This is a genomic window from Brevundimonas sp. SPF441 (assembly GCF_009661015.1).
Taxonomy (GTDB): domain Bacteria; phylum Pseudomonadota; class Alphaproteobacteria; order Caulobacterales; family Caulobacteraceae; genus Brevundimonas; species Brevundimonas vesicularis.
This window is the reverse complement of record NZ_WJWX01000001.1, coordinates 105,143-124,971: the sequence shown is the minus strand read 5'-3', so window position 1 is coordinate 124,971 and position 19,829 is coordinate 105,143. Positions and strand designations below refer to the sequence as shown.

Here is a 19,829-nt window from a genome sequence, read left to right as displayed (position 1 = left end):
GAGAATGATCGTCGTGACCGGCGGCGCCGGTTTCATTGGTTCAAACATCGTTGCGCGGCTGACAGCCGAGACCGCCTATGATGTCGTCGTCTGCGATCGGTTGGAGACGGCCAACCTGGCCAAGTGGAAGAACCTGGCCAAACACGCGATCGCTGACTTCTGGTCGCCCGAAGAATTGTTCGAACAGATGGAGCGCCACGCCGAGCGGATTGAGGCAGTAGTGCACATGGGCGCGATTTCTTCGACGACCGAGCCGGACGCTGACCTGATCCTGCGGACAAACTTCACCCTGTCGCGCGACCTATGGGACTGGTGCGCAATTCGAGGCTCGCGGATGATCTACGCGTCTTCCGCTGCCACTTATGGCGACGGCGAGACGGGCTTCAACGACGATGACGATGCAGACTCATTGTCGCAGCTTCGCCCGCTAAATGCTTATGGCTATTCGAAAATGCTGTTTGACCAGTATGCTGTTCGGCAGGCGGATCGGGGTCAGGCGCCGCCCCAGTGGGCGGGGCTGAAGTTCTTCAATGTCTATGGCCCGAACGAAGGTCACAAAGGCGGAATGAAGTCGGTCGTGGCTCAAATCTGGCCCAAGGTCGCGGCAGGCGAGACCGTGACCCTGTTTCGGTCGCACAATCCGAACTATGCGGATGGCGGCCAGATGCGAGACTTCGTCTACGTCGACGATGTGGTCGATATCATCGAGTTTTTGCTCCAGTCGCCGCAGGTCTCTGGCATATTCAACGCCGGCTCGGGCCAGGCGCGGTCGTTCGCCGATCTTGCCCGCGCCACCTTCGAGGCCGCCGGCAAGACGCCTTCCATCGACTATGTCGATACGCCCCTGTCGATCCGCGACCGCTACCAGTATTTCACCGAAGCCCGAATGGATCGCATCCGCGCCGCAGGCTTCGAGGGTCAATCCACGCCGTTGGAAGAGGGCGTGCGGCGCTATGTGCAGGACTTCCTCGCCACGGCTGATCCGTACCGCTGATGCGTCGGCTGACCTTCAGGCAATGGGTCGGATATGCAGGCTTCGCCGCCGTCTTCGTGCTGACGGCCGCCGTTGCGGTGTGGAGCGGCGACATTCTGAGGGCCGGGCTGGACCCGCAGGTGCCGTTCCAGACCTACAAGCCGCCGCCTGCACCCGACTATAGAAAGACATCCGCCTGGGCGCTGATCGACCAGGGCGCGCCCAACCAGGCGGCGGTCTTCTTCGTCATGCCGACCACCTTCGATGGTGGCGCCGAGTGGAATGGGCCGATCGACGATGCGCGGGCCAACGCCTATATGCGGCGCGTCGTGCTGCCGAATTATGCGTCGCCCTTCGCTCGAGAAGGCCGGGTCAGCGCGCCGCTGTACCGCCAGGCCAGCCTTTACACCCGGCTGACCTTACGCGATGACGCGCGCGAGGCGCGTGCCTTCGCTTATGAGGACGTAAAGGCCGCCTTCGAACTGTGGCTGCAACGGCATCCCGCCGGCCCCATCGTTATCGCCGGCGTCGAACAGGGCGGAGAGCTGACAGCGCGTCTGGTTCGCGACCAACTCCGCGCCAATCCGGCCCTGAAGGACAGGCTTGTTGCCGCTTATCTGATCGAGACCTTGGTCGGGCGCGAGATGTTCCGGCAGGCGATCTCGCCCTGCGACGCCGCCGATCAAACGGGATGTATCGTGGCCTGGGCGTCGGTGCAGGACGGCGACGAAAGGGGCGCGCGGCGCAAGCTGAGACGAGCTCTGGAATGGGACGATCGCGGCGATCTGGTAAGCCTGTCTACTGACCCCGTCTGCGTAAATCCGGTCACGGGTGCTGCGAGCCAGCCGCGTGCCGCGGCGCGTCAGCACAGCGGCGCGACCAATGCGACCGGCCTGGAATGGGGCGCCCGGCCGGCTCTCACGGGTCGGTTGATATCCACGGAATGTCGTGGTGGCCTGTTGTGGCATAGCGCGCCGGACGCCGATTTTCTGACGGCTGGCGGCAGTTGGGCGGATCGGCGCAAGATCGTGCCCTACAATCTTTTCTACGGCGACATCGAACGTGACGTCAGCATGCGTTTGGCGGCTTGGCGGGCCAACCACGGCCTTTAAGGCGGCCATCCTCTCGGTTTGTCTGGCGCCGCTCGCGCACAGCGGGTAGGCTTGCCGCGTCAGGGAGGGATTTGAATGGACGTGACCACCATCTTCGCCGGCGTCGTGCTGCTGCTGGCCATCGTGCTGTTGATCAGCGTGATCAAGATCGTGCCGCAAGGCCGTGAATTTACGGTCGAACGCTTCGGCAAATATACCAAGACGCTGAGTCCCGGCATCGGCTTCCTGACACCGTTCGTGGAACGCGTCGGCCGCCGCATGAACATGATGGAACAGGTGCTGGACGTGCCGACGCAAGAAGTCATCACCAAGGACAACGCCATGGTGAAGGTGGACGGCATCGTCTTTATCCAGGTGATGGATTCCGCCCGCGCCGCCTATCGCGTCGACGATCTGCCCTATGCGATTTCGCAACTGTGCATGACCAATCTGCGGACCGTGGTTGGTTCAATGGAACTGGATGAGGTGCTGAGCCAGCGCGACAGCATCAACACCCGCCTGCTGCATGTCATCGACGCGGCGACCGAGCCGTGGGGCGTCAAGGTCAATCGGATCGAGATCAAGGATCTGACCCCGCCGACCGATATCACCAACGCCATGGCCCGCCAGATGAAGGCCGAGCGCGAACGCCGCGCCGTCATCACCGAGGCCGACGGCGAGAAGTCCGCCGCCATCGCCCGCGCCGAGGGCGCCAAACAGGCCGCCATTCTACAGGCCGAGGGCCGCAAGGAAGCCGCCTTCCGCGACGCTGAGGCCCGCGAGCGTGAGGCTGAGGCCGAGGCCCGCGCCACGGCCATGGTGTCTGAAGCCATCGCCCGCGGGGACGTGAACGCCATCAACTATTTCGTGGCTCAGAAATACGTCGAGGCCTTCGCTGAACTGGCCCGCAGCCCGCAGCAACGCACCGTCATCGTGCCCGCCGAAATGGGCGCCCTGGTCGGCACGATCGCCGGCATCGGCGAGATGGTCAGCCTGGCCAAGGACCAGAACTCGGGCGCGACGCCGCCGGTGCGGCCCGCGCCGCCCCGCCGCCCCGCCGGGGGCTCCGTTCCACCCTCGGCCTGATCGAAGGAGGCTGACCGATGATGTCGCTTGCTGATCTCTATGTCGCCCAGCCGTTCTGGATCTGGTTGGCGATCGGGGTTCTGCTGCTGGCGGTCGAGGCGATGTTCTCGACCGAATGGCTGCTTTGGCCCGCTGTTTCGGCCGGCGTTGTCGCGGTCATGACGGCGGCAGGCTTGCGGTTGGGGCTGCCGGGCGAGGTGGCCGTCTTCGCGGTTCTGACCGTCATCGCCACCCTGCTGTCCCGCCGTCTGATCTCCAAAGCCAATCCCGACGGTCCCGACATCAACGACCGCGACAGCCGTCTGGTCGGCCAGCGGGCGCGGGTAGTCGAAACGTTCGTTTCGGGCCGCGGTCGCGTTTTCATCTCCGGCGCCGAATGGCCGGCCGAGATCGTGGGCGAGGCGCCGGTCGAAGGACAGGATGTGGTCGTGATGCGCGTGAACGGCTCTTTGCTGACGGTGCAATCACCCGTCTGAACGCAACGGTGGCATCGGCGTTCGTCAGGCATGACAGAACCCCAGAACGCCGTCACTGACGGCTTGCCGACACCCAGGCGCTACTGGGCCATTGTGTCCATCGGCTTGGGCATCACGCTTGCCGTTCTGGATGGCGCGATCGCCAATGTCGCCCTGCCGTCGATCGCGCAGGATTTACAGGCGTCATCGGCCGCCTCGATCTGGATCGTCAACGCCTATCAGATCGCCATCGTGGTCGCTCTTTTGCCGCTGGCGTCGTTGGGCGAGATCGTTGGCTATCGGCGTGTGTCGCAGGCAGGTCTGGCCGTGTTCACCCTGGCCTCCATCGCGTGTGTGTTCGCCAACTCCATCGAGACGCTCAGCCTCGCCCGCGTTGTTCAGGGGTTCGGTGCAGCGGGCATCATGAGCGTCAACGGAGCCTTGGTCCGTTACACCTATCCGCAGCGACTGCTGGGTCGCGCGGTCGGAATCAACGCGGTGATCGTTTCGCTGGCGGCGGCGGCGGGGCCGACCATCGCCAGCGCTATCTTGGCTGTCGGACACTGGCGCTGGCTGTTTGCGCTGAATGTGCCGATAGGCCTGTTAGCGGTGTCGCTGGCGGGTTTCACCCTGCCGTACAACCGACTTCAGCCGCGAAAGCTGAATTGGGTCGGGGCTGCGCTGAACGCCGCCGCGTTTGGCCTGCTGATCACCGGCCTTCAATCGCTGGCGCATGGCGAAGCGGCCGTTTTGGGTTTCGGGCTGACAGGGGCAGGGCTCGCAGCCGGGATCTTGCTGATTCGCCGCGAGCGCTCACGCACGTCGCCGCTGATCCCCCTCGACCTGCTGGCGCGACCGATGTTCAGCCTGTCGGTCGCAACATCGGTCATATCCTTCACAGCCCAGATGATGGCGTTCGTGGCCTTGCCCTTCTTTCTCCAGGGCGCGTTGGGGCTTACGGCGGTCCAGACCGGCTTGCTTATGACGCCTTGGCCACTGGCGACCATGATCGCAGCGCCGCTGGCCGGCCATCTGTCTGATCGCTATTCGGCGGGCGTGCTGGGCGCCATCGGCCTTAGCCTGTTTGCTTGCGGCCTGATGGCGCTCAGTTTTCTCAATGCCGATTCGAGCCATTTCGACATCATCTGGCGCATGGCCCTTTGCGGCACGGGCTTCGGATTTTTCCAGTCGCCCAACAATCGCGCCATGTTGTCGGAGGCCCCGAAAGATCGCGCCGGCGCAGCGGGTGGCACCCTGGGCATGGCGCGGGTCGTCGGGCAATCCCTGGGCGCCGTGGTGGTGGCTTTCCTACTGTCGGCCGCGCCGATCAACGGCGTCGGTCACGGGTTCCAGATCGCGGCCGTCACGGCTCTGTTTGGCGCGGTGATGAGCGGTTCGCGCGTCCGCCGAGGTCCAGCCGAGCCGGACAAGGAGGTGGAGGCGGTCTAGCGCCGGGGCAGTTCCGCGACACCGCGATTCGCCAGTTGGTCGGCGCGTTCGTTCAGTTCATGTCCAGCATGACCCTTCACCCATCGCCATTTCACGTCGTGACGCAGGCGCGCCGCGTCCAGACGCTGCCACAGGTCTGCGTTTTTCACAGGCTTCTTGTCGGCCGTCAGCCATCCGCGCGCCTTCCAGCCGCGCATCCATTCGGTGATTCCCTGCATCACGTACTTGCTGTCGGTATGCAGTTCGACCTTGCAGGGCCGTTTCAGGGCTTCCAGCGCCATGATCGCGGCCATCAGCTCCATGCGATTGTTGGTCGTGTTGGGCTCGCCGCCCCACAGTTCCTTCTCGTGGCCACCGCCGGCCTGAAGCACGGCGCCCCAGCCTCCTGGGCCCGGATTGCCCTTGCAGGCGCCGTCGGTGTGGATGATGACGTGATCGGAGGGACTCATGGTCGCGCAGACCTACAGCCTCCCTTGGCGCGGGGCCATCACTGCGCCTATATGCGGGTCGAATAAGAGTGGATGGGATCGGATGACCGATCCCCGCGAGGAGATTAGCCATGGGCTCCATGAGCATCTGGCATTGGGCCATCGTCATCGTCGTCATCGCGCTGCTGTTCGGCGGCCGGGGCAAGCTGTCGGGCATCATGGGCGACGCCGCCAAGGGCATCCGCGCCTTCAAGGACGGCCTGAAGGACGAAGACAAGAAGGACGGCCCGCACGAGGGCGTCAGTTCGCTGCCGCGCACCGAGGCGGAAAAGGAAGAGCTGAAGCGCTAGTCGTCGTCTGTAAGGGCTGACGCATGGGCGGGCTCGGCCCCGGTATCGGGGGTTTCGAATTAGTGGTGATCGGTCTGGTGGCCCTGCTTGTGGTGGGGCCAAAGGACCTGCCTGTCCTGATGCGTCGCGTCGGTCAGATGGTGGCCAAGGCGCGCGCCATGGCCAATGAGTTCCGATCCAGTTTCGACGAGATGGCGCGTCAGTCCGAACTGGACGACCTGCGCAAGGAGGTCGAGGCGCTGCGGACGGGGCAGGGGGCCATGTATCCCCTGGGCGCCGAGGCGGACGCCGCCTTCAAGGACATCAACGCCGGATTGACCGGCCCGACTGCGGCGGCTGCCCTGCCTGCGCCCGAGCCGGAGGCGCCGGTCATGACGCCTGCGGTGGACGAATGGCCGGATACACCGGCGCCCGTTGAGCCCGTTACGACGACGAAATCCAAGCGAGCGGCCCCCAAGGCAAAGACGGGGGGGGCTGTCGCCGGATCGGCGACGGCCAAACCTCGCTCAGCCGCCAAGCCGAAGACCGCCTCGCCTGCGGCCAAGACCAAGCCTGCAGCCGCCAAGCCCAAGACCTCGCGCAAGAAAGTCGTTGACCTGTGACGCCTTCCGATCGTGACGAGGCCGAGATCGAGGCGTCGCGCGCGCCCTTGATGGATCACCTGATCGAGTTGCGCGGGCGGTTGCTGATCTGCGTCGTGGCCTTCTTCTTGGCGTTCATCCTGTGCTTCGCCTTCGCCAATCAGATCCAGATCGCCCTGATCAAACCCTATCAGGCAGCTGTCGCGGTTCATGCGGCGGCCATGGCGACCGGCGGGCACGCCAATCCCATCGAACTGATCGCGGTGATGACGGGGATCAAACCTTATCCGCCAGGCAGCGCCGCCGTTGTCCAGCTGATCGCCACGGCCCCGCTGGAACAGCTCTTCACCAAGATGAAGATCGCGGCCTTCGGCGCGGCGGTCCTGACCTTCCCGGTCATGGCGTGGCAGATGTACCGGTTCGTGGCGCCGGGTCTTTATCGCAACGAGCGCGGGGCGTTTCTGCCGTTCCTGATCGCCGCGCCTGTGATGTTCTGCCTCGGCGGGGCGCTGGTCTATTACGTCATGCTGCCGTTCGTGATGCTGTTCTCGCTGAGCCAGCAAGTCGCCACGGACGGCATATCCGTGGCGCAAACCACCAAGATTTCCGACTACCTCAGCCTGGTGACCTCGTTGCTGCTCGCCTTCGGTCTTTGCTTCCAGCTGCCCGTGGTGACGACCCTTCTGGGCCTCGCCGGTCTGATCAGTTCCAAGGTCATGGCGGCCGGTCGGCGCTACGCCATCGTCGCTGTCGTCGTTGTCGCAGCCGTGGTCACGCCGCCCGATCCGATCAGCCAACTGATGCTGGCCGTGCCGCTGGTCATTCTCTACGAGATTTCAATCTGGTGCGTGCGACTGATCGAGCTGCGTCGCAAGAAGGCGGACGATATGGAAGCCGAGATCGCTTAGCGCCACGTCGGCGTGTCGATCGCTGCTCGAAGCAGTCAAGCCACGCAAAAAGGGCCGGGGAGCGATCCCCGGCCCTTTGTCTTGACTGCGACCAAGTGATCAGCAGCTGTAGTACATGTCGAACTCGACAGGGTGCGGATGCAGTTGCAGACGCATCACCTCTTCCATCTTCAGCTCAATATAGCTGTCGATGAAGTCGTCATCCATGACGCCGCCCTTCTTGAGGAAGGCGCGGTCCTTATCCAGGTTCTCCAGCGCTTCACGCAGCGAGCCGCAGACCTCGGGGATCGAACCGCGCTCTTCCGGCGGCAGATCGTAGAGGTTCTTGTCGGCCGGCGCGCCCGGATCGATACGGTTCTCGATCCCGTCCAGACCGGCCATCAGCAGGGCGACGAAGGTCAGATAGGGGTTGCCCATCGGATCGGGGAAGCGAGCTTCCAGACGCTTGGCCTTGGGCGAGGAGACGTGCGGGATGCGGATTGAAGCCGAACGGTTGCGGGCCGAATAGGCCAGCTTCACCGGGGCTTCATAGCCGGGGACCAAACGCTTGTAGCTGTTGGTGGTCGAGTTGGCGAAGGCGTTGATGGCCTTGGCGTGCTTGATGATGCCGCCGATGTACCACAGACATTCCTGCGACAGACCGGCGTACTGGTCGCCGGCGAACTGGGGCTTGCCTTCCTTCCAGATCGACATGTGGACGTGCATGCCCGAACCGTTGTCCGCAAACATCGGCTTGGCCATGAAGGTCGCCGACTTGCCATAGGCGTGGGCCACATTGTGGATCACGTACTTATAGAGCTGCAGGCGGTCGGCCATGGTCAGCAGGTCCGAGAACTTCAGACCCAGTTCGTGCTGAGCCGGAGCCACCTCGTGGTGGTGCTTCTCGGGCTGAAGGCCCAGATCGCGCATGACACCCAGCATTTCGCCGCGCAGGTCCTGGCCGGAATCGACCGGATTGACGGGGAAATAGCCGCCCTTGGGTCCAGGGCGATGGCCCATATTGCCTTCGGAATATTCGGCGCCGGTGTTGGCCGGCAGCTCGGTCGAATCGTAGCTGTAGCCGGTGTCGTGCGGCTGGGTGGACCAGCGTACGTCGTCGAAGATGAAAAACTCGGCTTCCGGTCCGAAGAAGACCTGGTCGCCCACGCCCGACGACTGGACGTAGGACAGCGCCTTCTTGGCCATCGAGCGGCTGTCGCGGTTGTAGGGCTCGCCGGTGTCCGGGTTCAGCACGTCGCAGAACAGGAACATCGTCTTCTGCTGATAGAAGGGATCGATATAGGCCGTGGTCAGGTCCGGCTTCAGCAGCATGTCGGACTCGTTGATGGCCTTCCAGCCGGCGATCGACGAGCCGTCGAACATCGTGCCTTCGTTCAGGAAGTCCTCGTCGACCAGATCGACGTCGAAGGTGACGTGCTGCAGACGGCCACGCGTGTCGGTGAAGCGGACGTCCACATATTGGACCTCCTCATCCTTGATCTCTTTGAGGATCTTGCTGGCGCTCATTCTCGGAAAGTCCTGTTCTTGTCGTTTGGGGAGGAGACCGGACAACGACCCGCGGGCCGAGGGCCGGGGAGGGGGGTCAAATCAGACGGCTTGAGCTCCGGTTTCGCCGGTGCGGATGCGGATCACCTCGGCGACGTCGGACACGAAAATCTTGCCATCGCCGATCTTGCCTGTGCGGGCCGAGCTCTGAATGGCCTCGACAACTGCGGGCGCGAGGTCGTCGGCGACGACCACCTCGATCTTGATCTTGGGCAGGAAGTCGATGACGTATTCCGCGCCGCGATACAGTTCGGAATGACCTTTCTGGCGACCATATCCCTTAGCCTCCAGCACAGTCATGCCTTGCACGCCCACGTCCTGGAGCGCCTCTTTGACGTCATCCAGCTTGAAGGGCTTGATGATGGCTTCGATTTTCTTCATGGCGACCCCGGAGCGGCGCACGGAATGCAGCGGCGCTCGGGCGCGAATGGGACACAGCAGGGCCGCTCAAAGCAAGCGATTTTCGCAGGCTGGCGACGGATAATCGGAACGCGGATGATAGAAACCAACGACCCGGCGATCTGGCGCAATTTTTTGCCTTGGCCGAGCGCGGAAACGCACAAGCATGCGCGTGGACGTTTGGCCGTCGTTTCAGGAAAGGCGCATCATACGGGCGCTGCGCGGCTTGCAGCCCATGCGGGCCTCAGGATGGGCGCTGGGGTCGTGCGAATCCTTTGTCCGCCAGATGCGGCGTCGGTGATCGCGCCAGCTGTGCAGGCGGTGATGTTGACGCCCTTTTCTTCACCCGAGAACTTAAGTCGAGAAGCCGACGGCAGCGACGCCGTGGTGATCGGGCCGGCCGCAGGCCTCGACGATGCGACGATCGCGAACATTCAGGCGCTGGGCTCGACCGGCGCCGTTCTGGTGATCGACGCCGATGGCCTGTCGGTCTTCAAGGGGCGAACAGCCGAACTGTTCGCCGTGTTGGATCGCGACGACATCCTGACGCCGCATGAAGGCGAGTTCGAACGACTGTTCCCAGGCCTGCTTGCGCAAGGCCGCGAAATGGCCGTTCAAGAGGCTGCGCGAGCGGCCCAAGTGACGATCGTCTTGAAGGGCGCCCAGACGCTGATCGCATCGCCTGACGGCCGCGTCCGCCGAAACGAAAACGGCTCGCCGTGGCTGGCGACAGCCGGAACCGGCGACGTTCTGGCAGGCATGATCGGCGGATTGGCGGCCCAGCGCATGGACAGCTTCGATGCCGCTTGCGCGGCCGTCTGGCTTCATTCCGATGCCGCAGAACGCTTTGGTCCCGGACTGACCTCGGACGACATCTACGATGCCTTGCCGAAGTCCTTGTTCGAGCAGTGGAAGGCTTGCGCCACCTAGCTCGTCCTAAACGACCTCAATATCTTTATTTTCCAGATGGCACAGGGTCGGAAGCTGTGGACGTCCGGTGTCGGAATGAGGACGGCGCACGCGCGCCGCGATGCGGCTCAGCACGATGTCGAAACAGTAAGCGTCACTCGGCATCCATTGTGTGCATCCAATCCTATTCGTTTTACGCTGAAAGCGCCCACCAGTACCTCCATAGCCTCGTCTAGTTCACGCCATAGCTGATCAAAAGGGCGTCGAGGAGCGCCATGACGCGCCGGTTGTCGAAGTCGGGGCCGCGGCAGGCGAAGGCGATCTGGCGAACCGGAGCACTCTTGCCCAAGGAGATTTCCTGCACCGGATAGGCGCTGATCATGCGCCCTCGCACCTGAGGCAGGATCGACACGCCAAGGCCTGCGGACACCATGGCCAGAACCGCCTCGATGGATTCCAGCTCGAACCGGGGTCGGAGCCCCGGCGCAAGCTTGTGCATGTGGCTAGCGGCCACGCGCCCGCTGGTCAGAGAGGTGTCGAACTGCAGCCACGGATAGCGGCCGATCAAGGTCCTGATCGATTGAGAGGTCGCGTCCGGCGGCGCGACGAAGACGAAGGGCTGTTCGGCGAGATCGCGCCAGTAGAGTCGACTGGACCCCCCTGACGTCGGCCGAATAAGCGCGACGCCGTCAAGGCGGCCGGCCTTGAGCTGATCCAGGAGTTCGACCGAATCGCCCTGGATGACGCGGACGCTGAGCTCGGGGTGGCGTTGACTGATTTCGGCCAGGACCAGGGGGACAAGCGTGGGCTGAAGCGAGCGGATCGTGCCGAGCATCACTCGGCCAGTGAGGGCGACGGTCTGGCGCGTGCGCGCGGCTTCCACGGCGTCCAAGGCGACGCGGATATTGTCCGACAACTCGCGGGCCAGCGGCGTTGGGCGGGACGTCCTAGCCGACCGGTCGAACAGGGGCTGGCCGAGGTATTCTTCGAGCCGCTTCATTTGCAGGCTGACGGCGCTGGGCGTCAGGCCGAGATCGTCGGCGGCCGCGGCGAAACTGCCGTGCCGAAGGATGGCGTCCAGAGTGATGAAGAATTCGAACTTCATGCCGACGCTCCCAAACGCGACCGCGATGTCCGCGACCTCCGGCCGCCATCTGTCCATGCAACCGTTCCATTGATGAGGATACATCATCAATGGAACGATGAAACATCACTATTTCTTTCGCTGAACGGCCGGTACCAATGAGATGTCGCTGGCCGGGACATCCGAGCACGCGGCAAATAACCGACACGTCCGGAGAGACGGTTGCGGTTAGGGAAACGAGGAAGATGGCCCAAGGGACGAGTGTCCAGAATTTCGTGGCCGGCGCATGGACTGAGGGCGAGGGCGCCGTGGTCGATGTGACGGACAAGTTCACCGGCGAGGTGATCGCCTCGGTGCGCTGCGCCTCGACAGCGCAGGTCGATGCGGCCGTCGCCGGCGCCAAGGCCGGCTTCGCGACCGTCAAGCTTGAACCGCATGAACGGTATCGGTTGCTGAGCCGGGTGGCCGATCTGATTTTGGAGAACCGCCAGGGCTTGGCCGAGACCATCGTCGCTGAGTCCGGCGTGCCGTGGAAAGATTCCGACAACGAGGTCGCACGGGCGGCGGAAACCTTCCGGTTATCGGCGGAAGAGGCGAGGCGGCTCGTCGGCGAGGTCGTGCCGATCCAGGGCGCGTCAGGCCAATCGCACCGAATGGCTTTCACGATCCGCACGCCGCGGGGCGTCGTCGGCGGCGTCAGCGCCTTCAATTCACCGTTGAACATGGTGGCGCACAAGGTCGCGCCGGCTTTGGCGGCGGGAAATACGGTGGTGTTCAAGCCGCCGCTCGTGACCCCGCTGTCGGCGACCCGCCTGTTCGAACTGATGCTGGCAGCCGGCGTGCCGGCCGGCCACATCGCTCTTGTTCACGGGGACGGCGATCCTGTCGGCCAACATCTGGTCGAACACGGCGATATCGACTTCTTCACCTTCACCGGGAGCACCCCGGTCGGCAAGCGGATCAAAGCGGCGCGGGGCATGCGCCCCGTGGCGCTGGAGCTGGGCAGCATCGCGGCCACCATCGTCTGCGCCGACGCGGACCTGAAGCGTGCGGCGATGCGATGCGCCCAGTCTGGGTTTCGGCGTCAGGGGCAGGCCTGCACCTCGACGCAGCGGCTGTTTGTCCAGCGTGATGTCTTGGACGCCTTCAAAGCGCTCTTCCTGGCGGAGGTCGCCGGCCTTGTCGTCGGCGATCCGCGCGATCCCGCGACCGACGTGGGGCCGATGATCACCGAGGCCGAGGCGGTCCGCGCCGAAACCTGGGTCCGCGAGGCGGTCGCGCAAGGCGCCGAAGTCCTGGCGGGCGGGGTGAGGCAGGGGGCGGTGCTCCAACCGACCGTCCTCGCCGGCGCCACGACGGACATGAAGGTCCTGTCGGAAGAGATCTTCGCGCCCGTCCTGTCGATCCTTCCGTTCGACACGCTCGATGAGGCGATCGATCAGGTCAATGCAACGGAGTTCGGCCTGGCGGCCGGGCTCTTCACGCAGAACATCCAGGCCGCTTTGCAGAGCGCCGCGCGCCTGCATGTCGGCGTGGTGCACCTCAATGACGCCTCCAGCAGCCGTGTCGACCTGATCCCCTTCGCGGGCGTCAAGGACAGCGGCGTGGGCGTCGAAGGCCCGAAATACGCAATCCGCGAGATGACCGAAGAGCGTCTCGTGACGGTGACCCTGTGATGGAAGACACGATGACTGAAACCGGTGTGACGGGCGCGATCTTCATGGCGCAGTGCCTGAAGGCGGAGGGCGTGGAGAAGGTTTTCGGCCAGTGCGGCCATACCAACTACGCCCTGATCGACGCCTGCCAGAGGTTGGGGATCGACTATGTGTCGTTCCGCCACGAACAGCAGGCCGTCCATGCCGCGGACGCCTATTACCGCGTCTCGAAGAAGCTGGCGGTGATCAATGTCCACCTGTCGCCAGGCCTGACGAATACGGTCACTGGCGTGGCGTCCGCCGCAATGGACGGCACACCCATGGTGGTGATCACCGGCAATACGCCGAGCTACCACCATCCTCGCGAAGCCCATCAGAGCATGAGGCTGCATGCTGACGCCTCGCAGGGCGACATCTTCAAGCCCATCTGCAAGCGGGTCTGGCGGGTTGATGACGCCAAATTCCTGCCCGAGGTCATGCACCGGGCCCTGAACATCGCCCAGACGGGCCGCCCCGGCGCCGTGCTGCTCGATATCCCGATGGACGTCTTCTCGCAGAAGATCGAGGCCGAGCCGGTCACGCGCTCGCGTCGCCCCAACTTCCCGCGCTCGATGGGCGACGCGCAGGGCGTCGCCGAGGCGGCCAAGCTGCTGTCCGGCGCCGCCAATCCCGTCATCTTCGCGGGCAACGGCGTGGCCATGTCGGGCGCTTTTGACGAACTGCGCTTACTGGCCGAGCGGCTGCAGGCCCCGGTCGCGACCACCCTGGTCGGCAAGGGCGTCTTTCCCGAAACCCACCCCCTGTCCGTCGGCACGACGGGCATCTGGGGCGCGCGCGTGGCCAATGACACGACCCGCAACGCGGATGTCATCCTGGCGGTCGGCACCGCCTTCGGCGAGGCGGACTGCAGCTCCTGGCGGTCGGACCACACCTTCGACATCCCCGGCTCGACCCTGATCCAGATCGACATCGATCCTCAGGAGATCGGCAAGAGCTATCCGGTCGACATCGGCATTCTCGGCGACGCCAAGGCCACCCTGGCCCAGCTCGCCGAGACACTTGGCGCCTCTCCCCGCGCGGCGGCGGTCGTTAAGGCGCAAGCCGACACGATCGCCGCCAGAAAGGCGGCATGGCGTGAGGAGTTGAAGGACACCCAGCTGGTCGACACCAAACCGATCCACCCGGCCCGGCTGTTGATGGAGTTGTCGAAGGCGGCGCCCGCCGACGCGGTCTTCGTGACCGACGTCGGCTGGAACAAGAACGGTGCCGGTCAGCAGCTCGAGATCGCCAGTCCGGCAGGCTTCCTCACCTCAGGCGGCATGGCCACCATGGGCTATTCGCCCGGTGCGGCCGTGGGCGCCAAGATCGGCGCGCCGGATCGGAAGGTGCTGGGCCTGGTCGGCGACGGGGGCCTGATGTCGGTGCTGGGCGCGCTGACCACCGCGGTGGAGCTGGATATCCCAGTGCTTTGGGTCCTGTTCAACAACTTCTGCTACTCGACCATCCGCACCGTCGGCACGACCTATTTCGACAACAAATACGGCACCGAGTTCCGCACGCCGGACGGCGAGCTCTACAATCCAGACTTCCAGATGCTGGCCAAATCCTTCGGCATTGCTTCGGCTCTGATCGAAGAGCCGGACGATCTGGAGGCGGGCATAAAGGCCGCCCTGGCCAAGGACGTGCCGTTCCTGCTCGAAGTCCGCACTCGCGGCGACGTGCCCATGCCGCGGACCGGCTATTGGGACATCGCCGACTTCCTGGCCAACGGCAATGACTGAGGCGCGGGCGCCCTCGATGCTTCGGCGTCGCGAGTATCAGCCCAAGGCCGTCGGGCCGCTCGACGGCGTGCGTGTTCTGGACCTGTCCAGGCTGTTCGCCGGCAATGTGTTGACTCAGGTGCTGGGCGACTTCGGCGCCGAGGTCATCAAGGTCGAGCCGCCTGCGGGCGATACGCTGCGCGGCTGGAAGACCCAGGGCGTCTCGACGCATTGGAAAATCTACGCTCGGAACAAGAAGAGCCTCTGTCTGGACCTGCGCTCCCAGCGCGCCAAGGATCTGCTGCTGGGTCTGGTCCCATCCGCAGCCATTCTGGTCGAGAGCTTCCGGCCGGGCGTTCTGGAAGACATGGGGTTCGACGCCGACGCCCTTCTGGCGCTGAACCCCAAGCTCGTCATCGTTCGCATTTCCGGCTGGGGCCAGGACGGTCCCTACCATCAACGCCCCGGCTTCGGCACGGTCATCGAGGGTATGTCCGGTTTCGCCGCGATCAACGGCTTTGAGGATCGCGAGCCGGTTCTCCCGCCGATGTATCTGGCCGATGGCGTCGCCGGTCTCTACGGCGCCTCCGCCGCCATGATCGCCCTGCGCGAAGCCGAGCGACCGGACGGCCGCGGGCAGGTGATCGATTTGCCGCTCTATGATCCGCTGTTTGCACTGCTTGGTCCGCAGGCGGCGAACTATCGGCTGACAGGGGAGGGCCGTAAGCCGACCGGCAGCCGGTCAAGCAACTCGGCGCCGCGCAACGCCTACCGCTGCCAGGACGGCAAATATGTCAGCCTGTCCGGCTCGACCCAGAGCATGGCCGAACGCATCTTTCGCGCCATCGGACGGCCGGAGCTGATCGCCGATCCCCGGTTCCGCACCAATGATGACCGGTTGAAGAACGTCACAGCGCTGGACGCCATCATCGGGGGCTTCATCGCCACTCACGATCAGGCGGACCTCGTCGGGCTTATGGAGCAGGCCGAGGTCACGGTGGGCCCCATCTATGACATCGCCCAGATTCTCGACGATCCGCACGTCATCGATCGTGAAATTCTGGCGGACTATCCCGACCCGGAGCTGGGTCGACTGCCGATGCACCACGTCGTGCCGCGCCTGCAGGAAACGCCCGGGGCCATCCGCGCCGCCGCGCCGGGTCTGGGACAACACAACAGGGCCCTGCTGGGTGAGCTGGGCATCGGGCCTGCCGATTACGACGCCTTGATCGCACAGGGCGTGGCGTTCGAGCCCCTGACCGCCGAGGTCGCGCCGTGATCCCCGCCTGGCGCTCGCTGCTTTATGTGCCGGCGCATATCGACAAGTTCGTCGACAACCCCCGGCTGGCGGAGGCCGACGCCGTCATCCTCGATCTGGAAGACAGCGTCCCGGCCGATCGCAAGGCGCAGGCGCGGGATCAGTTGGCCGGCGCGATCAGCAAGGTGGCCGCCGCCGGGCCGAACGTTCTGGTGCGCATCAATGACGGCGCGCTCGCCGAGGACGATCTCACGGCGGCCGTACAGCCGGGCGTTTCGGCCCTCGTTATCCCCAAGGTGCGATCCGCCAGCCAGTTGGGTCGTCTCGCGGACCGTGTGTCCGACCTTGAACGTCGCGGCGGCCTGGCCGAGCGACAGATCCGCTTCGTGGTGCTGATCGAGACTGCCGATGGCTTCATGGCCATGCGCGACATTCTCTGCGCCAGTCCTCGGACGTTGGGCGTCATCCTGGGGGCCGAAGACTTCGCCGCGGATGTCGGCATGGTCGCCGATGGGCCCACCTTGCGCGGCCCGCGCCAACAGGTGGTGATCGCGGCTGCGGCGGCCGGCGTCACGCCCTTCGGTCTGATGGGGGCGACGACCGGTTTCGCCGACCTCGCCACCTATCGCGCGTTGGCCGAAGAGTCGAAGCGGTTCGGCTACGTGGGGTCGACCTGCATCCACCCCAGCCAGGTCGAGGTGCTGAACGCCGCCTTCTCGCCCGGTCCGGACGAGGTCGTCTGGGCGCAACGGGTCTGCGCCGCCTTCGAGGCGGCGGCGCGCGACGGGCGCGGCGCGGTCGCCTTGGACGGCCGCATGATCGACGCGCCCGTCGCCGCGCGCGCCGAAACGCTGCTGGCCCGGCACAACGCCATCCAATCCAAGACCGCCACGAAGCAGGGAGGGTTGGAGCGCGCGCGCTGACGGAGGGCAGCGACGACGGGCCCTGCGCAAGCAGGGAGACAAATCAAAAAATCAGGGAGGAACGAGAATGCTCAGGACGAATGACGTTCATGCCGCCGAGGCGGCTCACAGGAATCGCAAGCGCTGGCTGCGCGCCGGATTGTTGACGACGGCCGCGCTGGCCGCGGCCCTGCCGACGCTGGCCGCCGCCCAGACGACCGCCCGCACGCCGGCTCAGGTCCAGGCCGAAGCCGAGGCCGAGGCTGAGGCCGAAGGTCAGGTCGATCCCGCAGCCCAGGCGACGGAAGTCGATGAGATCGTCGTCACCGGCACCGCGATCCGCGGCGTGGCTCCCGTTGGGTCCGCGACGGTCGGCATCACGCGAGAGGATTTGGTCCAGGCTCCGGTGCGCGAGCCCAGCGCCCTGGTCGCCTCGCTGCCCCAGGCCTCGAACCAGGGCACGAGCCTGACCTCCACGGGCGGACGTGCGGCCGGGGTGAACCTGCGAGGGCTCGGCAACAACGCCACTCTGGTCCTGTTCGACGGCAAGCGCGTCGTGCCCCAGGGCGGCAACGCCCAGGTGTCGGATCCCAACCTCATTCCCTTCTCGGCCATCGACCGGGTCGAGGTCGTCACCGACGGGGCGTCAGCCATCTACGGCTCGGACGCCGTCGCCGGGGTGGTCAACTACATCCTGCGCCGCAACTACGACGGCGCCCAGGTCACCGCGCGCTACGTCGACTCCCTGTATGACCAGGTCGTGCTCGACGGCGTCGTCGGCAAGACCTGGACCGGCGGCAGCCTGATGGTGGCGGGCTCCTATGACGCCAACGACCGCGTCGGTCGCGACGTGCGCGACTATATGCTGCTGGATCTGCGCCCCTTCGGCGGCAACAACAACAATCTGGTGGGCACGACCGTCTATCCCGGCGACAACGGCGCCCTGATCATCGGCAATACGGTCTATGGCCTGCCTGAAACCAATGGCGCGCGTCCCACGGCGGCCCAGGTGCTCGCCCTGCAAGGCAATCCCGAGCTCTATGACCAGTCCTATCTCTACGACTTCTACACCGAGCGCGAGCGGTTCGCCCTGCTGGTCAAGGGCCGCCAGGAACTCGCCCCCGGAGTCGAGGTCGGATACACCGGCATCTATAATCGCCGCACCAACGACTCGCGCGCCGGCGACGGTTTCGAGCGCATCGCCATCCGGGTCGATCCAAGCAGCCCGTACTACATCCCCGGCCTGCCAAATCCGACGGCGGCCCAGACGGTCGTCTACAACTATTCGCTCAACAATCCCGGCACGTCGCGCGATCAGTCGAACCTTGAGGAGACGACCAGCCACGCCATCGATCTGACGGCTGAGTTGCCGATGGATTTCCGGTTCAACGGCCTGATCTCCTACGGCAAGACCGACAGCTGCAACGTCTGCCAGCCGCAGGTGAACACCACGCGGGCGGCGGTGATCGCCAACCAAGCCAGCTACGGCTTCAATCCCTACCAGCTTGGCCGCCAGACCGCGGCGGACGCCCTGGTCGGCGGCTTCATCCAGCAGTATGACACGACCCTGTTCGACAGCGTCGCCAAGATCGACGGGTCGTTGTTCTCGGTCCCCGCAGGCCCCATCCGGATCGCCGCCGGCGTCGAATATTCGCGCTACAAACTGTATCTGAAGGCGCAGAACACGCTGAACCTGACGAACACCTACCAGACCTCGCGCTACACCAAGAGCGACCGCGAGGTGAAATCGGCCTTTGCGGAAGTCTACGTTCCGATCGTCGGCGAAGAGAGCGGCGTGCCGTTCATGCAGTCGCTCGATCTGAGCGCGGCGGTCCGCTACGACAGCTATTCGGATGCCGGCGAGACGACCAATCCCAAGATCGGCCTGACCTGGAAGGCGACGGACGAACTGATCTTCCGCGGCAGCTGGGGCACCTCGTTCCGCGCGCCGACCCTGATCGAGGCCAACCCGCAGACCGTCGGCCAGACCAACCGCGTATTCGTCAGCAACGGCGCCGGCGATCCCGCCATCCCGGTCACCAACGTTTCGACGGGACAGAGCGCCGTCCTGTCGCGGACCGGCAATACCGCCGGCCTGCAACCCGAGTCGGCCAAGATCTGGTCGTTGGGGGCGGACTACAATCCCAATTTCGCGCCCGACCTGCGCTTGAGCCTGACCTACTACAACGTCGACTATACCGACCGTATCGAGAACCTGCCGAACCAGACGCTGATCCTTTCCAGCCCGGCCAATCTGGCCCTTCTGCGCGACTTCTTCATCACCGCGCCCCAGCCGTCGACCTGCGTCAACGGCAACTATTCGACCTATAACCCGGCCTATATCCCGTGGCTGACGGATCCCAATGCCGTCTATTCGCCCTCGACCATCAACGACTGTTCGCTCGTGGGCATCATCAAGGGCGGACGTCTGAACCTGGGCGACGTCAAGCAAAGCGGTCTGGACTTCGCCGCCAACTACCGCCAGCAGACGTCCTTCGGCGATTTCCGCTACAACCTGACCTTCTCCAAGATCCTGAAGCTGGAGAAGAGCATCGTCGCGGGCGGTCCTCTGTTCGACGCCCTGGACACCTACGGCTTCCAGGTCAGCGAACGCGGGCGCTTCAACGTCGGCTACAGCCGCGGACCGATCTCGGCCAATCTGACCGCCAACTACGTCGGCTCCTATCTGAACAACGCCACGATCACGGTTGCGGGCGTCAAGAAGCCCGACACCCAGATCCCAAGCTGGACGACCTTCGATGCGGGCGCCGCCTATGAGTTCCAGGACAACGCGCCCCGCGGTCTCAGCGGCGTGCGGGTGTCGGTCTCGGTCCAGAATCTGACGGATAAGGATCCGCCGATCGTCCTGAGCGGTACGACCGCTGTCGATCTGGGCAATCACAACCCCTTCGGCCGCGTCGTCAGCTTCGAGGTCACCAAACGCTTCTGATCCCGTCCCCCGTCCGCCCGGGCTGCGTCGCCCGGGCGGATCGCCC

The 19,829-nt window shown here is 64.8% G+C and carries 18 protein-coding genes; 14 read left to right on the top strand and 4 right to left on the bottom strand.

Going from position 1 to position 19,829, the window contains the following annotated elements:
- The first annotated feature begins 4 nt into the window (after positions 1–4).
- The 5 genes from rfaD to GGC30_RS00590 all read left to right on the top strand — a co-directional run bounded on the left by rfaD (position 5) and on the right by GGC30_RS00590 (position 5,054).
- Entirely contained in the window at positions 5–994 is a 990-nt protein-coding gene (rfaD, locus tag GGC30_RS00610) for an ADP-glyceromanno-heptose 6-epimerase (RefSeq protein ID WP_055809991.1), read from the top strand.
- Positions 994–2,085, top strand: coding sequence for a DUF3089 domain-containing protein (locus GGC30_RS00605; protein WP_153921811.1), 1,092 nt, complete (start codon positions 994–996; stop codon positions 2,083–2,085). The genes rfaD and GGC30_RS00605 overlap by 1 nt, the downstream gene beginning before the upstream one ends.
- A gap of 75 nt (positions 2,086–2,160) precedes the next feature.
- Positions 2,161–3,150 carry an SPFH domain-containing protein gene (locus tag GGC30_RS00600; protein ID WP_153921808.1) on the top strand — a complete coding sequence of 330 codons (990 nt, stop codon included), beginning with the start codon at positions 2,161–2,163 and terminating at the stop codon, positions 3,148–3,150.
- A gap of 17 nt (positions 3,151–3,167) precedes the next feature.
- Positions 3,168–3,626 (top strand): NfeD family protein, encoded by a 459-nt coding sequence (locus GGC30_RS00595; RefSeq protein WP_153921805.1) that lies wholly within the window; start codon positions 3,168–3,170, stop codon positions 3,624–3,626.
- A 30-nt stretch (positions 3,627–3,656) separates the two neighbouring features.
- On the top strand, positions 3,657–5,054 hold the full coding sequence (locus GGC30_RS00590; protein WP_153921802.1) for an MFS transporter: 1,398 nt from the start codon (positions 3,657–3,659) through the stop codon (positions 5,052–5,054).
- Here the strand turns inward: GGC30_RS00590 and rnhA are convergent.
- Complete coding sequence (gene rnhA / locus GGC30_RS00585; RefSeq protein WP_066628408.1) at positions 5,051–5,503, bottom strand: ribonuclease HI; 453 nt, start codon at positions 5,501–5,503, stop codon at positions 5,051–5,053. The genes GGC30_RS00590 and rnhA overlap by 4 nt on opposite strands.
- A gap of 110 nt (positions 5,504–5,613) precedes the next feature.
- Here rnhA and GGC30_RS00580 point away from each other — a divergent pair, with 110 nt between their 5' ends.
- From GGC30_RS00580 to tatC, 3 genes are read left to right on the top strand one after another with little or no spacing between them, the layout of a single operon-like run.
- Positions 5,614–5,832 (top strand): twin-arginine translocase TatA/TatE family subunit, encoded by a 219-nt coding sequence (locus tag GGC30_RS00580; RefSeq protein WP_017503863.1) that lies wholly within the window; start codon positions 5,614–5,616, stop codon positions 5,830–5,832.
- Positions 5,833–5,855: 23 nt separating this feature from the next.
- A complete protein-coding gene (gene tatB, locus GGC30_RS00575; protein ID WP_153921799.1) occupies positions 5,856–6,434 on the top strand; it encodes a Sec-independent protein translocase protein TatB in 579 nt (192 codons plus the stop codon).
- Positions 6,431–7,321 (top strand): twin-arginine translocase subunit TatC, encoded by an 891-nt coding sequence (tatC, locus tag GGC30_RS00570; protein WP_370451803.1) that lies wholly within the window; start codon positions 6,431–6,433, stop codon positions 7,319–7,321. Before tatB ends, tatC begins: the two co-directional genes overlap by 4 nt.
- Before the next feature lie 99 nt (positions 7,322–7,420).
- On the opposite strand, the gene glnA is transcribed toward tatC, so the two are convergent.
- Together glnA and GGC30_RS00560 are read right to left on the bottom strand one after the other, a co-directional pair.
- Positions 7,421–8,827 carry a type I glutamate--ammonia ligase gene (gene glnA, locus GGC30_RS00565; protein ID WP_153921796.1) on the bottom strand — a complete coding sequence of 469 codons (1,407 nt, stop codon included), beginning with the start codon at positions 8,825–8,827 and terminating at the stop codon, positions 7,421–7,423.
- 81 nt (positions 8,828–8,908) lie between these two features.
- Positions 8,909–9,247 carry a P-II family nitrogen regulator gene (locus GGC30_RS00560; protein ID WP_153921793.1) on the bottom strand — a complete coding sequence of 113 codons (339 nt, stop codon included), beginning with the start codon at positions 9,245–9,247 and terminating at the stop codon, positions 8,909–8,911.
- A 24-nt stretch (positions 9,248–9,271) separates the two neighbouring features.
- Here GGC30_RS00560 and GGC30_RS00555 point away from each other — a divergent pair, with 24 nt between their 5' ends.
- Positions 9,272–10,195, top strand: a complete 924-nt coding sequence (locus tag GGC30_RS00555; protein WP_228763509.1) for an NAD(P)H-hydrate dehydratase — start codon at positions 9,272–9,274, stop codon at positions 10,193–10,195.
- A gap of 211 nt (positions 10,196–10,406) precedes the next feature.
- Here the strand turns inward: GGC30_RS00555 and GGC30_RS00550 are convergent, their stop codons facing one another.
- Complete coding sequence (locus GGC30_RS00550) at positions 10,407–11,279, bottom strand: LysR family transcriptional regulator (protein WP_194943493.1); 873 nt, start codon at positions 11,277–11,279, stop codon at positions 10,407–10,409.
- A 224-nt stretch (positions 11,280–11,503) separates the two neighbouring features.
- Between GGC30_RS00550 and GGC30_RS00545 the strand changes: the two genes are divergently transcribed.
- From GGC30_RS00545 to GGC30_RS00525, 5 genes are all read left to right on the top strand, one after another.
- Positions 11,504–12,934, top strand: a complete 1,431-nt coding sequence (locus tag GGC30_RS00545; RefSeq protein WP_153921787.1) for an aldehyde dehydrogenase family protein — start codon at positions 11,504–11,506, stop codon at positions 12,932–12,934.
- A gap of 11 nt (positions 12,935–12,945) precedes the next feature.
- A complete protein-coding gene (locus GGC30_RS00540; RefSeq protein WP_194943492.1) occupies positions 12,946–14,694 on the top strand; it encodes a thiamine pyrophosphate-binding protein in 1,749 nt (582 codons plus the stop codon).
- Between the two features lie 16 nt (positions 14,695–14,710).
- Positions 14,711–15,952, top strand: a complete 1,242-nt coding sequence (locus GGC30_RS00535) for a CaiB/BaiF CoA-transferase family protein (RefSeq protein WP_228763508.1) — start codon at positions 14,711–14,713, stop codon at positions 15,950–15,952.
- Complete coding sequence (locus GGC30_RS00530) at positions 15,949–16,854, top strand: CoA ester lyase (protein WP_153921780.1); 906 nt, start codon at positions 15,949–15,951, stop codon at positions 16,852–16,854. The genes GGC30_RS00535 and GGC30_RS00530 overlap by 4 nt, the downstream gene beginning before the upstream one ends.
- Before the next feature lie 67 nt (positions 16,855–16,921).
- Positions 16,922–19,783: a TonB-dependent siderophore receptor gene (locus GGC30_RS00525; RefSeq protein WP_153921777.1), complete on the top strand. Its 2,862-nt coding sequence runs from the start codon at positions 16,922–16,924 to the stop codon at positions 19,781–19,783.
- Positions 19,784–19,829 lie beyond the last annotated feature (46 nt).